Source organism: Microbacterium sp. NPDC090014 (assembly GCF_044748285.1).
In the GTDB taxonomy this organism is placed as follows: domain Bacteria; phylum Actinomycetota; class Actinomycetes; order Actinomycetales; family Microbacteriaceae; genus Microbacterium.
In genome coordinates this window covers 88,610-103,214 of sequence record NZ_JBIVFS010000002.1, presented here as the reverse complement: position 1 = coordinate 103,214, position 14,605 = coordinate 88,610, and the positions used below count along the sequence as shown (strand labels likewise).

The following is a 14,605-nucleotide window of genomic DNA, read 5'->3' as shown; positions in this document are numbered from 1 at the left end:
GCGGCGCTCAGTCGTCCGGCTCGCCGCTGAGGATGCCGCGCAGCCAGTCGCGCGCCTCGACGAAGATGTCGTCGGAGTAGCGCTCGGGATACTGCACGATCTGCCGGTCGGCTCGCGGGTATGACCCGAGGAACACCACGCGCGGGCTGAAACGGCGGATGCCGAGCAGGGCGTCGGCCATGCGCTCGTGCTCGATGTGGCCGTCGGCGTCGATCACGAACCGGTAGCGGCCGAGCTCGTCGCCGATCGGACGCGACTGGATCAGCGAGAGGTTGATGCCGCGGGTCGAGAACTGCTCGAGCATCTCGAGCAGGGATCCGGGATGATCGTTCGGCAGCTCGACGATCAGCGAGGTCTTGTCGGCCCCGGTCGGCGCCGGCGCCGTGGTGGTGCGGGTCACGAGCACGAAGCGGGTGACGGCCTGGGCGTTGTCGCCGATGTCCTCGGCCAGCACGTCGACGTCGAGGTGCTTCACGACGCCCGGGGCGGCGATGGCCGCCTGGGCCGGAAGACCGCCGTCGAGCATGCCGATCGCCGACGCGACGTTGCTCGCCGCGGGCACATGCGAGTGCCGGGGCAGGTGCTCCCCGAGCCAGCCGTGGCACTGAGCGTAGGCGACAGGGTGAGCGGCGATCACGCTGATGTCCGCCAGGGTCGTGCCCCGAGGCGCCACGAGCACGAAGTTCACCGGCACGAGGTACTCGCCGATGATCCGGAGGCCCGGCAGAGTGGCCAGCGCATCCTGCGTGGTCGAGACGCCGCCCTCGATCGAGTTCTCGATCGCGATCATCGCGGCGTCGCTGCGCCCCTCGAGCACATCCGCGAGGGCTTCTCCGACGTTGTGCACGGCACGCCAGTCCTGACCCCGTGCTTCAGCGACCTGTTCGAGCGCCGCTTCGGTGAATGTTCCGGCGGGGCCGAGATAGCTGTAGGTGCGGCGTTCAGTCACGCGTTTCACCTTAGGGCACCGGCACACGCCCAGAAGATGCGCGGATGCCGAGATGGGGGCAGACTGTCTGCATGACGAGCCGCGCCGGCCTCCCTGCCGAGGAATCTGATCTGATCGATGTCGACGAGCTGATCGCCGCTTACTACGACCGCGTGCCCGACCCCGGGGTCGCCGCCGAGCGGGTCGCGTTCGGCACCAGCGGTCACCGCGGGTCGTCGCTGACCAAGAGCTTCAACGAGAACCACATCCTGGCGACCACCCAGGCGATCGTCGACTACCGCGCGAGCCAGGGGATCACCGGTCCCCTGTTCCTCGGCCGCGACACCCACGCGCTCTCGCTGCCCGCCGAGCGCAGCGCCATCGAGGTGCTCGTGGCCAACGGCGTCGACGTCCGCGTCGACTCGCGCGACGCCTGGGTGCCGACGCCCGCGCTCAGCCACGCGATCCTCACCTTCAACCGCGACCTCGCGCCGGATGCCGCCGGCCGCGCCGACGGCATCGTCGTCACCCCGTCGCACAACCCGCCCCGCGACGGCGGCTTCAAGTACAACCCGCCGCACGGCGGACCGGCCGACACCGACGCGACCGGCTGGATCGCCGACCGCGCCAACGAGCTGATCGCCGGCGGTCTCGTCGACGTCAAGCGCGAGCGGTTCGCCGACATCGACTGGGACGCGCTTCCGGGGTACGACTTCCGTGACGCCTACGTGCGCGACCTGGCAACGATCATCGACATCGACGCCATCCGCACCGCCGGAGTGCGCATCGGCGCCGATCCGCTCGGTGGCGCATCCGTCGAGTACTGGGCGCTCATCAAGGAGGTCTACGACCTCGACCTGACCGTCGTGAACCCCGAGGTCGACCCGACCTGGCGCTTCATGACACTCGACTGGGACGAGAAGATCCGCATGGATCCGTCCTCCCCGTCGGCCATGGCCTCGCTCGTCGCCAAGAAGGGCGACTACGACGTGCTGACGGGCAACGACGCGGATGCCGACCGCCACGGCATCGTCACCCCCGACGCCGGGCTCATGAACCCGAACCACTACCTCGCGGTCGCGATCGACTACCTGTTCTCGCACCGCTCCGAGTGGCCGCGCGACGCCGCGATCGGCAAGACCCTCGTGTCGTCGATGATCATCGACCGGGTGGCCGAATCGCTCGGACGCCGCCTCCTCGAGGTGCCGGTGGGCTTCAAGTGGTTCGTGCCCGGTCTGCTCGACGGCTCGGTCGCGTTCGGCGGCGAGGAGTCGGCCGGAGCATCGTTCCTCCGCAAGGACGGCACCGTCTGGTCGACCGACAAGGACGGCATCCTGCTGTGCCTGCTCGCGGCCGAGATCATCGCGGTCACCGGCAAGACGCCGTCGGAGCGGTATGCCGAGCTGGAGCAGGCCTTCGGCTCGTCGGCCTACCAGCGCGTCGACGCCCCGGCGACGCCCGCGCAGAAGGCGACGCTGGGCAAGCTCGCTCCGGATGCCGTCTCGGCGACGACCCTCGCGGGTGAGGAGATCACCGCCAAGCTGTCGCACGCCCCCGGCAACGGTGCGGCGATCGGCGGCCTCAAGGTGCAGACCGAGCACGCCTGGTTCGCCGCCCGCCCCTCGGGCACGGAAGACGTCTACAAGCTGTACGCCGAGAGCCTGCGCGGCCCGGAGCACCTCGCCAAGGTGCAGGCGGAGGCTCGCGCCGTCGTGTCCGCCGCCCTCGGGGGCTGATCCCGCGCCCTTCGGGCTGTTCTTCTGCCCCCGCACGTCGCCCGTGTGGGGGCAGAAGTGCATCCGGGACCGGAACGCTTTCGTGGCGGAACGCCCGCGTGGAGAATCCGGGGGCGGACTGCCCCACGGCATCCCCTCCTCGTGCGTGCGGGGCCAATAACGCAACCGAAACGGCAGATCCCGGTGCGAACGTGACCCCGACTGGCATCCGCGATGCGAAATTGACCCCGACTGGCGGACGGAGATGCCCTCGCGCCCTATCTCGCCGCCCCTGCGTGTGCGGGGTCAATTACGCATCCGAAACGGCCGATCCCGGTGCGAAAGTGGCCCCGGCTAGCGGACGGAGTTGCCTTCCGGCCCTCGTGCTCGCCCCCTGCGTGTGCGGGGTCAATTACGCACCCGAAACGGCCATCCCCGGTGCGAAAGTGGCCCCGGCTGGCGAGCCGGCTGCGAAAGTGGTCCCGACTGGCTGGCGGGCGGATGCTGCGGGGGGCGGGGGCAACCCGGGCGGAAGGATGCGGACGGATGCTGCGCAACAGCGACCCCACCGTGGGCCGACGCGCGCGGACGCGATGCGTCAGACCGAGCGGGCGAGCAGGGCTCCGGCCTCGCGCAACCAGCGGGCGGGGTCGGCGAGCGCGGCATCCGACGATCCGGCGATCTCGGTGAGCGACGCGGATGCAGTGAACAGCGCGGTGTCGGAGTCGGCCGTGATGCGTCCGGCGGCGAGCAGGGCGGTCGCACCGGTCGTCGACGCGAGGCCGGCGATGAACGAGGGCACCTTGCCGTCTCCGGACTGACCGTCGTACGACCCCTCCCCTGTGATGACATGGTCGGCGTCGGCGATCGCGTCGGCGAGGCCGATCAGGTCCGCCACCTCGGCGGCGCCCGGGGCGAGCGTCGCACCCCAGACGACCAGCGCACCGCCCGTGCCACCGGCGGCTCCGGTGCCCGGAAGTGCGGAGTCGAGGCCGAGCAGTTCGGCGAGGCCCGCGAGTCCGGCATCCACCGCGGCGAGCTCCGGGCCGGCGAGACCCTTCTGCGGCCCGAACACGGCGGCGGCGCCCCGCGGGCCGACGAGGGGATTCGTGACGTCGGTGAGCACGCGCACCCGCGGCGCCGTGCGCAGACCGCTCAGGTCGACGGAGGCGATGTCGGCGAGACCGCGGGCTCCTCGCGCGACCGGCTCACCGGCGGCATCGAGGAATCGCGCACCGAGGGCGGTCAGCATCCCGGTGCCGCCGTCGGTCGACGCGCTCGACCCGATGCCGACGACCAGTCGCGTGACGCCGTGGTCGAGGGCTGCGGCGATCGCCTGACCGAATCCGGTGGTGTCGGCATCCCACGGACGCAGTTCGTCGAGCAGTTCGATACCCGAGGTCGAGGCGAGGTCGACGACGGCGGTCCCCCCGGGAGAATCCCCCGAGACGGGAAGCAGCAGCCAGCTCGTCTCCAGCGGCAGCCCCGCGGGTCCGTCGACGACGACCGGCATGCGTCGCGCTCCCGGCACGGCCGCCTCGAACGCGGCGACGGTGCCCTCGCCGCCGTCAGCCATGGGGCGGTGCACGAACGTCGCGGTCGGCTCGACCGATGACCAGCCTTCGGCGAGGGATGCCGCCGCATCCGCCGCGGTGATCGTGCCCTTGAAGCTGTCCGGCGCCAGCACCACGCGGGTCATCGGGTGAGTCCGGGGGTGCTCGCCCGCACGATGACCTCGAGCGGAAGCGGAGCCTGCTGCCAGTCGGCGTCGACCGTCGCACGGAAGGCCTGATATCCGACCTCGCTGAGCGGCACGCGCACGGTGGTGAGGGCCGGGGTGACATCGCTGCTCGAGGGCACGTCATCGAAGCCGCAGACCGCGATGTCGGCGCCGACCTCACGACCGGCCTCGCGGATCGCCGCCATCGCTCCGATCGCGACCACGTCGCTCATGCCGAACACGAGGGTGCCGGGTTCGACGCCGTCGGCGAGGGCCGCCGTCATCGCCTGCGCACCCGATTCGCGGCGGAAGTCGCCGCGGATCACCCGCTCGATCGCCCCGCCGTCGGTCTCGAAGCCGGCGCGGAATCCGGCGAGACGCTCGTCCGACGTCAGCACTCCCTCGGCCGCACCGATCGCGATGGCGGAGCGGTATCCGAGAGACGCCATGCGGCGACCGAGCGCTTCGGCGCCGGCGCGGTTGTCGATCTCGACGTGGCGGTTGTCTGCGCTGCCGGCGCCGAACGTGACCACGCGTCCACCGAAGCGGGCGTACTCCGCGAGCTCGCGTGAGGTGTCGGAGTCCGTCGGCTCGTTCGTGCGCGATGCGGCGAGGATCAGGCCCTGGGGTCGCTGCCCACGGAGGGCCCGCACGATGCGCGCCTCGCGTGCCGGATCTCGCTCGGTGATCGCGATCGTCACGACAAGGCCCTGTTCGTCGGCTCCGCGAGCGACACCGGCCGCGATGAGTCCGAAGTAGGGGTCGGCGATGTCGGCGACCAGGAGTGCGATGACGGGCGAGCTTCCTCGGGCGGTCGCCTGCGCCGATGCGTTCGCCGTGTAGCCCAGTTCGGCGGCCGCCTGCTCGACGCGCTCACGGAAGGACTCGGCCACCTTGCGCTCGGATCCGTTGAGAACACGGGATGCCGTGGCGAGCGAGACCCCGGCCTCACGGGCGACGTCGTGCAGGGTCGGGGCCGCGCCCCGCGAATGCCGCGGCTGACGCACGCGGGAAGGGCTTTCCTGCTCACTCATGCCCTGAGCATACTGCGCGGTGAGGGCGATGCCGGGGAGGGTCCGGCGACCGGGCTGCGGGGGCGCATCGCTCAGAGGGAGAGGTAGGCGCGCAGCGTCGCCGCCTCGCCACGCAGCAGCGTCGGATCATCGCCGGGTACGAACTCGAGCAGCGCATCGCGGGGCGGAGTCGTCGCGGACAGCGCCTCCGCGAAGAAGCGGGTCCACAGGGCATCCCTCGCCCGCAGCGGAAGCCTCTCGTGATCCGGCCACCATGAGAACACGTGCGCGGCGCTGACCCGGTCGGCGATCGCGCGGTACTCGTCGAGCACCGCATCGACCGTGGCACCGACCGTCGGCTGCCAGTACGAGCTGAGCGTCGGCCGAGCCACCTCATCGAGCACCCGCAGCGTCGTCGGGGCGGTGTCGGCGAGCGTCCCGGAGTGGAACTCGAGCGCGAGCGAGATTCCCCGGGCGGCGGCCTCATCGACAGCATCCTGCAGTCGGGCGATCGTCGACGCCCAGTCCTGCGGCGACGCCTCGTCGGACCCGATCGGCCCTGCCCAGACGCGCACGCGATCGACACCGAGCGCCTCGGCGGTGTCGAGCACGGGGGTGATCGGCTCGTCGGCACCGGCACGGAAGTACGAGCCGTAGGAGCACGCGACGAGCCCGGCATCCGTCGTGAGCGTCGCCACCCTCGCGGCCTGCTCGACGTCGCCGGGCAGCACGTGCGAATCGGCTCCCCACTCGATGACCTCGAGTCGGGCGTCGGCAGCGAGGTCGACCACCTGTTCGGCGCTCAGCGACCGGAAGGTCACCGAGCAGAGTCCTGGGCGGATCTTCGTCATGACTTCATCCTCTCAATCGTTCGGCGGGGTGTCTCGGGGCTTGCGCCGTGCGCGACCGCCGCGTACAGCTGGGCGGTTCCCGGGTGGGGATCCGGTCTTCGGCGGCGTTCTGTACGTCCGGTCTTTTCCGGTCCGGTCCCGTCCGGTCCGAGAAGACCGCCGTGCCCCGTCCCATCTGCAGGACCCAGGCACGGATGCAGGACAGAAACGGTGTCATGGCCCTGCATCCGTGCTCGGGTCCTGCCAACGGTAGAAGCGTGGCGCACTCGCGGACGTTCGCGCCCGGTGCCCGACCGGACCCCGACCCCGACCGAATCTCGGCGGCCGTCAGCGCAGATGCGGCGAGATCGCGGTGCCGAAGGTCTCGGCCGTACGGCGGACGACGTGCTCGGGAGCGTCCGCCCAGATGTCGGCGTTGAAGATCTCGACCTCGATGTCACGGTCGTATCCGGTGTCGATCACGGCCCGCGTGAGCGAGCCGAAGTCGATCACGCCGTCACCCGTGTAGTGCCGCGACAGCAGCACATCGGCGGCGAGCGGGGTCTTCCAGTCGCACACCTGGTACGTCGCTATGCGCCCTTCGCGGCCGGCGCGCGTGATCTGCTCGAGCACCTGCGGATCCCACCAGATGTGGAACGTGTCCACCGCCGCGCCCACGACGTCGGCATCGAAATCGGCCGCGATGTCGAGCGCCTGCCCGAGCGTCGAGACGACGGCGCGGTCGGAGGCGTACATCGGATGCAGGGGCTCGATCGCGAGCGTCACGCCCGCCGCCTTCGCGTCGGACGCGAGCACGCCGATCGCATCGCGCACACGCTCGCGCGCGCCGATCAGATCGCGCGATCCCACCGGGATGCCGCCGGCCACGAGCACGAGAACGGCCGTCGATCCGTCGGCGCCCGCGGCGGCGAGGGTCGCGGTCTCCTCGATCGCTCGGCGGTTGTCGTCGAGCGCAGCAATGCGATCCGGCCCCTCCGGAAGGGTGAAGAAACCACCGCGGCAGTGGGTCGTGAAGCGCAGCCCCGAATCGGCGAGCATCTGCGCGGCGACGTCGAGCCCGACCTCGTTCACGGGCTCGCGCCACAGGCCGATCGCCTGGATGCCGCCATCCGCCGTCACCCGCAGTGCCGTCGCGAGGTCTGCGTGCTTGATCGTGGCCTGGTTGATCGACAGGCGCGGGTCGACGGTCACAGGTCAACTCCGTTCAGGCGCAGCATCCCGTGCCAGCGCTCGCGAGCGAGTTCGGGATTCTCGAGGGCGAGCGACGCGTTCGCCAGCTCGACGATGCGGCTGAGGTGCGGAAGGCTGCGCGCCGAGTGCAGTCCGCCGACCATCTGGAACGCGGGCTGGTGCCCGTTGAGCCAGGCGAGGAAGGCGACACCGGTCTTGTAATAGAAGGTCGGCGCGGCGAACACCTGGCGGCTGAGCTCTTCGGTCGGGCCGAGTATCTCGAGGTAGAGCTCGGGGTCCCCGGCATCGAGCGCCTGGATCGCCGCGGAGGCGACCGGGGTGATGGCCGCGAACGCGCCGAGCAGCGCGTCGGAGTGCCCGTCACCCTGCCCCACGGTGTCTCCGCCGATGAGGCCGACGTAGTTGAAGTCGTCGCCGGTGAACATGCGCACACCCTGCGGCAGTCGCTCGCGCACCGAGATCTCCGACTCGGCGTTCAGGAGGCTCATCTTCACGCCGGCGACCTTGTCGGGGTTCTCGGCGATCACGTCGAGCAGCACAGCGGATGCCGTCTGCCAGTCGTCCGCGCCGAAGTACCCGGCGAGCTCGGGGTCGAAAGCCGTGCCGAGCCAGTGCAGCACGACCGGAACCGTGGCCGACGAGAGCACCTCGCGATAGACGCGACGGTAGTCGTCGGCGTTCTCAGCGACACGGGCGAGGTGGCGAGAGGCCATGAGCACCGGGCCCGCCCCCTGCTCCTCGGTGAAGTGCAGCTGCTCCTTGTAGGCGTCGATCACCTGGTCGAGCGAGATGTGCGACTCGGCGACGTGATCGGTGTTGACGCCGACCACGACCGAGCCGCCCTCCTCGCGCGCGACCTCGGCGCTGCGCGTGATGAGCTCGCGCGTCGCCGCGGCATCCAGCCCCATGTTCCGCTGAGCGGTGTCCATGGCGTCGGCGACGCCCAGACCCCACGAGTACACGTTGCGGCGGAACGCCAGAGTCGAGTCCCAGTCGATGTCGGCGGGCTGCCCCGGGGTGTTGTCGGCGTGCACCTTCGGCACGACGTGGGCTGCGGCGTACGCGACGCGGCTCTGCAGCGGAGAGGCCGGACGCGTGTACCCGCCGCCTTCGCGCAGCTCGGCATCCGTCACCGCGCCCGCGGCGTCGAGAAGTCGGAGAGTGGTCATGCTCAACCCAGCGTCAGCGGGGTGAGTGCGATCTTGCGGCCTTCGGCGCTGGAGGTCAGCCCCGCCTCGGCGAACTGCACGCCGCGGGCGCCCGAGAGCAGGTCGAAGGGGTACTTCGTGCCCTCGACGAACGAGACCAGGTATTCCTCCCACTGCTGACGGAAGCCGTTGAGGAAGACATCGTTGGTCGGGACGTTCTGCCAGTCGGCGTCGTAGTCGTGGCTGTCTTCGAGGTCGGGGTTCCAGACCGGCTTCGGAGTCGCGTTGCGGGGCTGGATCTTCGCGCCGAATAGTCCGACGACCGCGGATCCGTGGGTGCCGTCGACCTGGAACTCGACGAGCTCGTCGCGGTTGACGCGCACCGTCCAGCTGGAGTTGATCTCGGCGACGATGCCGCCCTCGATCTCGAAGATGCCGTATGCCGCGTCTTCTGCGGTGGCGGTGTAGTGCTCGCCGTTCTCGTCCCAGCGGTCCGCGATGTGCACGGCCGCCTGCGCGTAGACGCTCTTGACCTCGCCGAACAGGTTCTCGAGCACGTAGTTCCAGTGCGGGAACATGTCGACGATGATGCCGCCGCCGTCTTCGGTGCGGTAGTTCCAGCTGGGGCGCTGCGCGGGCTGCCAGTCACCCTCGAAGACCCAGTAGCCGAACTCGCCGCGCACCGAGAGGATGCGGCCGAAGAAACCGGAGTCGATGAGGCGCTTGAGCTTCTGCAGGCCCGGCAGGTAGAGCTTGTCGTGTACGACGCCGGTCTTGACGCCGGCCTCGTCCGCGAGACGCGCGAGCTCGAGGGCCTCGTCGAGCGACTCGGCGGTCGGCTTCTCGGTGTAGATCGCCTTGCCGGCCGCGATCGCCTTGCGAAGGGCCGAGGCGCGGGCCTTGGTCACGAGGAAATCGGCGTAGATCTCCCACTTCGGGTCGGCGAGCGCTGCGTCGAGGTCGGTCGTGTAGTCGTCGATGCCGTGCTTCGCGGCGAGCTCGGCGAGCTTGGCCTCGTTGCGGCCGACAAGCAGCGGCTTGACCGTGATGCGGGATCCGTCGGGCAGCTCGATGCCGCCCTGGTCGCGGATCGCGAGGATCGACCGCACGAGGTGCTGCCGGTAGCCCATGCGCCCGGAGACGCCGTTCATGATGATCCCGATCTCGCGGGGTGTCGCCTGTGACATTGCTGGTCCGTTCTGTGGGAAGCCCGTGCGCCGGTCGCCCGATGTGGGTAAGCGCTTTCCGTCAGCATGCCACGACTCCGTCGGGCGCGCAAGCGGCGGGTGGAAACCGCTATCCGGGTTCGCGGGGCGGTGGCATGGCCGCCCCTGCCGCGTGCGTGGTCACAAACGCATCCGAAAGGCGCGATTCAGGTGCGTTTCTGGCCACGCACCGTAGGGGGGGTGGGGGGGCGGCGCGGGTCAGCGGGTGCTGGAGCGTTCGACCAGAAGCGTCGGCACGACGACAGCGGATGCCGCACCGTCCGCGGCGCCCTCGATGTCGGCGACGAGCAGGTCGACAGCGCGGTGCGCCAAGGCGGCGAAGTCCTGACGGATCGTCGTCAGCGGCGGGCGGTAGTTGGCGGCATCCGGCACGTCGTCGAAGCCGATGACGCTGACGTCCTCGGGAACCCGCCGCCCCGACTCGGCGAGCGCACGGAGGAGCCCGAGCGCCATCTGGTCGTTGGCGCAGAAGACGGCGGATGCTGCTCGCAGCGCCTCGCCCGCGGCGAACCCCGCCTCGGCGGTCCAGTCGCCGCGGACGACCTCGGTCGCCACGACCCCGGCATCCGCGAGCGCCTTCCGCCATCCGCGCTCGCGCTCGGCGGCCGCGAACGAGTCGGCAGGCCCGGCGAGGTGGTGCACCGTCTCGTGGCCGAGGCCCAGCAGGTGAGCGGTCGCCGCAGCGGCGCCTCCGACATGGTCGCTGTGCACGACGGCGAGATCCGCAGACCCGGGGGCATCGACGACCACGAGGCGCAGTCCCGGGGGCCGATCGGCTGCGGGCACCAGCGCCGACGCCTCGTTCAGCACGATCGCGCCGTCGACCTCCTGCTCGGCGAGGCGCTCGAAGGCGTCGGCCACGCTGTCGCCCGCGGTGACGAGGGTGAGGGCGTAGCCGCGTTCAGCCGCGGCCTCGGCGGTGGCCTGCAGCATCCGCGAGTTGCCGACCGTCGCGAGAGTGGTGACGACGAGTCCGATGGTCTGCGAGCGTCCGGTGCGCAGAGCGCGGGCTGCGCGGTGGGGGCGGTAGCCGAGCTCGGCCATCGCGGCTTCGACGCGCCGGCGGGTAGCGGGGTCGACGCGAGGGCTGTCGTTGACGACGCGCGACACGGTCTGACCCGAGACGCCGGCACGGGAGGCGACCATCGCCATCGAGACACGACCGGACGGGGCCTGGCGGCGGCGCGGGCGCGCGGCGCCGCGACGCAGATCATCGTCGCGCAGCAGCTCGTCGTCCACGGGCACCCTCTCTACGCGCTCACAACTCTGGAATGTTGACGTTACCACGGCGCTGTGCGTACCATGTTTACGTGAACACGCCCGAATCTCCCGAGTTGCGAACCGAGACCCTCTCCGCCGGCATCGTCAAGCGCGCGACGACGCTCGCCGACGGCCGCGAACTGATCTACTTCGATGATCCCGACACGACGCTCGGCGCCGACCGCGCCGTCGACAGCCGCACGCTCGACGCCCGCGGCGAGACCGCCACGATGCGCCTCGATGTGCTGACCGGCGACTGGATCACGGTCGCCGCCAACCGGCAGAACCGCGTGATGATGCCGAGCGCCGACGCCGATCCGCTCGCTCCGCAGTCGCCGACCAACCCCTCGGAGGTGCCGTCGCTCTACGACGTCGCCGTGTTCGAGAACCGCTCGCCCGCCTTCGGCCCCGCCCTCGCCGAGGCGACCGGCACCGCTCCTGAGGCGAGCAACCCTCCCCGCGGGCTCGACGATCTCGCCGCCCTCGGACTCGGCCGCACCCGCACCTCGGTCGGACGCTGCGAGGTCGTGTGCTTCAGCCCCGAGCACACCGGCTCGTTCGGCACCCAGTCGGTGACGCGCGCCCGCACAGTGATCGAGGCCTGGGCCGACCGCACCGCCGCCCTGTCGAAGCTGCCGGGCATCCAGCAGATCTTCCCGTTCGAGAACCGCGGCGAGGCCATCGGCGTCACGCTCCCCCACCCCCACGGCCAGATCTACGCCTACCCCTACGTGACGCCGCGCACCACGCGCCTGCTCGACTCGATCGACCGCACCGCGCCCGACCTGTTCCAGCACATCCTCGAGTCCGAGCAGGCATCCGAGAGGGTCGTCTTCCGCGGCGAGCACTGGACGGCATTCGTGCCCTTCGCCGCCCGCTGGCCGCTGGAGGTGCACCTCATGCCGCACCGCCACGTTCCGGACTTCGCCGAGACGACGGATGCCGAACGCGACGAGCTCGCGCCCCTCTATCTGCGACTGCTCCGCGGTGTCGACGCGCTCTACGACACCCCGACGCCCTACATCGCCGCCTGGCACCAGGCCCCGGTGAACGTCGGCCGAGACAGCGTGCGCCTGCACCTGCAGCTGACCAGCCCCCGCCGGGCGGCCGACAAGCTCAAGTTCCTCGCGGGATCCGAGGCCGCGATGTGGGCCTGGGCCGCCGAGGTCACCCCCGAGCAGGGTGCGGCCCGCATCCGCGATGCCATCGCGAGGGCCGACGCCGCACACACCGCATCCGCAGACCGGAACGCAGACCAGAACGCAGACGAGGCATCCGCATGACCACCACCCAGGACGCCGCGCGCGCACTCTTCACCGACCTCATCGGTCGCACCCCCGAAGGCGTCTGGTCGGCGCCGGGGCGCGTGAACCTGATCGGCGAGCACACCGACTACAACGACGGATTCGTGCTGCCCTTCGCCATCCCGCATCGCACAGTCGCCGCCGTGGGAATCCGTGACGACCGCCGCATCCGCGTCGCCTCGACCTTCGCCGACGAGCCGGTCGAGGTCTCCCTCGACGACCTCGACGAGCTGTTCCCGACCCCGACCGGCACCGCGCCGCGCGTGCCCGAGTGGGCCGCCTACCCCCTCGGCGTCGCGTGGGCGCTGCGCCAGGCCGACGGTGTCGCTCCCTCCGCGGCCACCGGTTCAGGGCTCGACATCGCCATCGCGTCCGACGTGCCCGTGGGCGCGGGGCTCTCGTCGTCGGCGGCGATCGAGGGTGCCACGGCATCCGCGCTCAACGACCTCTGGGCCGCCGGGCTCGACCGCGTCGCCCTCGCCCGCGTCGGTCGGAAGGCCGAGAACGAGGCGGTCGGCGCCCCGACCGGCATCATGGACCAGATGGCGTCGATGCTCGGCGAGCCGGATGCCGCGATCTTCCTCGACTGCCGCTCGCTCGATGCGAACCTCGTGCAGGTCGGCATCGCCGAGGCCGGCCTCGCGATCCTCGTGATGGACACCCGGGTCAAGCACGCGCACTCCACGGGCGGATACGGCGAGCGCCGTGCGGCCTGCGAGCGCGGTGCCGCCATCATGGGCGTACCGAGCCTGCGCGACGTCTCGGTCGACGACCTGCCCCGCGCCGAGGAGCTCATGGACGACGTGACGTTCCGCCGCGTGCGGCACGTCGTCACCGAGAACCAGCGCGTGCTCGACACCGTGGTGGTGCTGCGCGAAGACGGTGCCCGTGCGATCGGCGACCTGCTCGTGGCCTCGCACGCCTCGATGCGCGACGACTTCGAGATCTCGGTCCCCGAGCTCGACACGGCGGTCGAGACGGCCCTCGCGGCCGGCGCACTCGGTGCTCGCATGACCGGCGGAGGCTTCGGCGGTGCGGCGATCGCGCTGATCGAGCAGGACTCGGTGCAGCAGGTGACGGATGCCGTGTCGGCGGCGTTCGCCGCATCCGGTTTCACCTCCCCCGTGATCTTCACCGTCACGCCGTCGGCCGGAGCGCATCGCGACGCGTGACCGCTGCCCGCTCGACCACGTCGTGAACGAGCGGCCTCAGAGTCCGCCGATCGCGACCTGAGATACTGAACACTTCCCCACCCTGAGGAGCACAATGTCCTGGATCGTGACCGGCGGCGCCGGCTACATCGGCTCGCACGTCGTTCGCGCACTGGCGGATGCCGGGCTCACGCCCGTCGTCCTCGACGACCTCTCGAGCGGCGTCGCATCGTTCGTGCCCGAAGGCGTGGCTTTCGTGCAGGGCAGCATCCTCGACCGTGAACTGGTCGAGAAGGCGCTGCGCGATCACGACGCCGAGGGTGTCATCCACGTCGCCGGATACAAGTACGCCGGCGTCTCGGTGCAGCGTCCGCTGCACACCTACGCGCAGAACGTCGAGGGCACTCGGGTGATCCTCGAGGCGATGGATGCCGCGGGCGTCACCAACATCGTGTTCTCGTCGTCGGCGGCCGTGTTCGGCACGCCCGATGTGCCGCTCGTCGTCGAGGAGACCGCCAAGAAGCCGGCGAGCCCCTACGGCGAGTCCAAGCTCATCGGCGAGTGGCTGCTCCGTGACCAGGCGATCGCGACCGCCGACTCCGACAAGCCGCTGCGTCACACCTCGCTGCGCTACTTCAACGTGGTCGGCTCGGCCGACCCGTCGGTCTATGACGTGAGCCCGCACAACCTCTTCCCGATCGTGTTCGAGAAGCTCATCGCCGGCGAGACCCCCCGCATCAACGGCGACGACTACGACACCGAGGACGGCACCAACGTGCGCGACTACGTGCACGTCGGCGACATCGCCGCCGCCCACGTCGCGGCAGCGAAGCGTCTCGCCGGTGGCGAGCCGATCGAGGCCGCGTACAACCTCGGCTCGGGCGACGGCCTCAGCGTGAAGCAGATCATGGACGCGGTCGCGCGCGTCACGGGCATCGACTTCACCCCTGAGATCGGCCCTCGGCGTCCGGGAGACCCCGACCGCATCGTCGCGACCGGCGAGCTCGCCGCGCGTGACCTCGACTGGAAGATGCGATACACGGTCGACGAGATGGTGCGCACGGGCTGGGAGGCCCGTCGGGCCGCGTCCTGACGTCG

12 protein-coding genes are annotated in these 14,605 nt (G+C 70.7%); 4 read left to right on the top strand and 8 right to left on the bottom strand.

Translation table 11 applies throughout. The features are described from left to right. Window positions 1-7 precede the first annotated feature (7 nt). Window positions 8-958, bottom strand: a complete 951-nt coding sequence (gene pheA, locus ACIPV5_RS13875; protein ID WP_053097750.1) for a prephenate dehydratase — start codon at window positions 956-958, stop codon at window positions 8-10. Between the two features lie 62 nt (window positions 959-1,020). On the opposite strand from pheA, the gene pgm reads away from it, so the two are divergent. Further along, a complete protein-coding gene (gene pgm, locus ACIPV5_RS13870; RefSeq protein ID WP_400341410.1) occupies window positions 1,021-2,664 on the top strand; it encodes a phosphoglucomutase (alpha-D-glucose-1,6-bisphosphate-dependent) in 1,644 nt (547 codons plus the stop codon). Between the two features lie 577 nt (window positions 2,665-3,241). Here the strand turns inward: pgm and ACIPV5_RS13865 are convergent. The 7 genes from ACIPV5_RS13865 to ACIPV5_RS13835 form a co-directional block, all read right to left on the bottom strand. Beyond that, window positions 3,242-4,342, bottom strand: a complete 1,101-nt coding sequence (locus tag ACIPV5_RS13865) for a glycerate kinase (RefSeq protein WP_400341408.1) — start codon at window positions 4,340-4,342, stop codon at window positions 3,242-3,244. Then, window positions 4,339-5,397 (bottom strand): LacI family DNA-binding transcriptional regulator, encoded by a 1,059-nt coding sequence (locus ACIPV5_RS13860; protein ID WP_400341407.1) that lies wholly within the window; start codon window positions 5,395-5,397, stop codon window positions 4,339-4,341. Before ACIPV5_RS13860 ends, ACIPV5_RS13865 begins: the two co-directional genes overlap by 4 nt. Before the next feature lie 71 nt (window positions 5,398-5,468). Further along, the gene (locus ACIPV5_RS13855; protein WP_400341405.1) at window positions 5,469-6,227 is read right to left on the bottom strand and encodes a sugar phosphate isomerase/epimerase family protein; all 759 of its coding nucleotides are present in this window, start codon (window positions 6,225-6,227) and stop codon (window positions 5,469-5,471) included. 327 nt (window positions 6,228-6,554) lie between these two features. Further along, window positions 6,555-7,418 (bottom strand): sugar phosphate isomerase/epimerase family protein, encoded by an 864-nt coding sequence (locus ACIPV5_RS13850; RefSeq protein ID WP_400341403.1) that lies wholly within the window; start codon window positions 7,416-7,418, stop codon window positions 6,555-6,557. Beyond that, the gene (locus tag ACIPV5_RS13845; RefSeq protein ID WP_400341402.1) at window positions 7,415-8,587 is read right to left on the bottom strand and encodes a dihydrodipicolinate synthase family protein; all 1,173 of its coding nucleotides are present in this window, start codon (window positions 8,585-8,587) and stop codon (window positions 7,415-7,417) included. The genes ACIPV5_RS13850 and ACIPV5_RS13845 overlap by 4 nt, the downstream gene beginning before the upstream one ends. A 2-nt stretch (window positions 8,588-8,589) precedes the next feature. Further along, window positions 8,590-9,753 carry a Gfo/Idh/MocA family protein gene (locus ACIPV5_RS13840; protein WP_400341400.1) on the bottom strand — a complete coding sequence of 388 codons (1,164 nt, stop codon included), beginning with the start codon at window positions 9,751-9,753 and terminating at the stop codon, window positions 8,590-8,592. Window positions 9,754-9,990: 237 nt separating this feature from the next. After that, on the bottom strand, window positions 9,991-10,944 hold the full coding sequence (locus ACIPV5_RS13835; RefSeq protein ID WP_400342150.1) for a LacI family DNA-binding transcriptional regulator: 954 nt from the start codon (window positions 10,942-10,944) through the stop codon (window positions 9,991-9,993). Window positions 10,945-11,102: 158 nt separating this feature from the next. Here ACIPV5_RS13835 and galT point away from each other — a divergent pair, with 158 nt between their 5' ends. From galT to galE, 3 genes are all read left to right on the top strand, one after another. Continuing rightward, window positions 11,103-12,335 (top strand): galactose-1-phosphate uridylyltransferase, encoded by a 1,233-nt coding sequence (galT, locus tag ACIPV5_RS13830; protein ID WP_400341399.1) that lies wholly within the window; start codon window positions 11,103-11,105, stop codon window positions 12,333-12,335. Beyond that, window positions 12,332-13,528 (top strand): galactokinase, encoded by a 1,197-nt coding sequence (galK, locus tag ACIPV5_RS13825; protein WP_400341397.1) that lies wholly within the window; start codon window positions 12,332-12,334, stop codon window positions 13,526-13,528. The genes galT and galK overlap by 4 nt, the downstream gene beginning before the upstream one ends. A gap of 94 nt (window positions 13,529-13,622) precedes the next feature. After that, a complete protein-coding gene (galE, locus tag ACIPV5_RS13820; protein WP_400341395.1) occupies window positions 13,623-14,600 on the top strand; it encodes a UDP-glucose 4-epimerase GalE in 978 nt (325 codons plus the stop codon). Window positions 14,601-14,605: the final 5 nt, after the last annotated feature.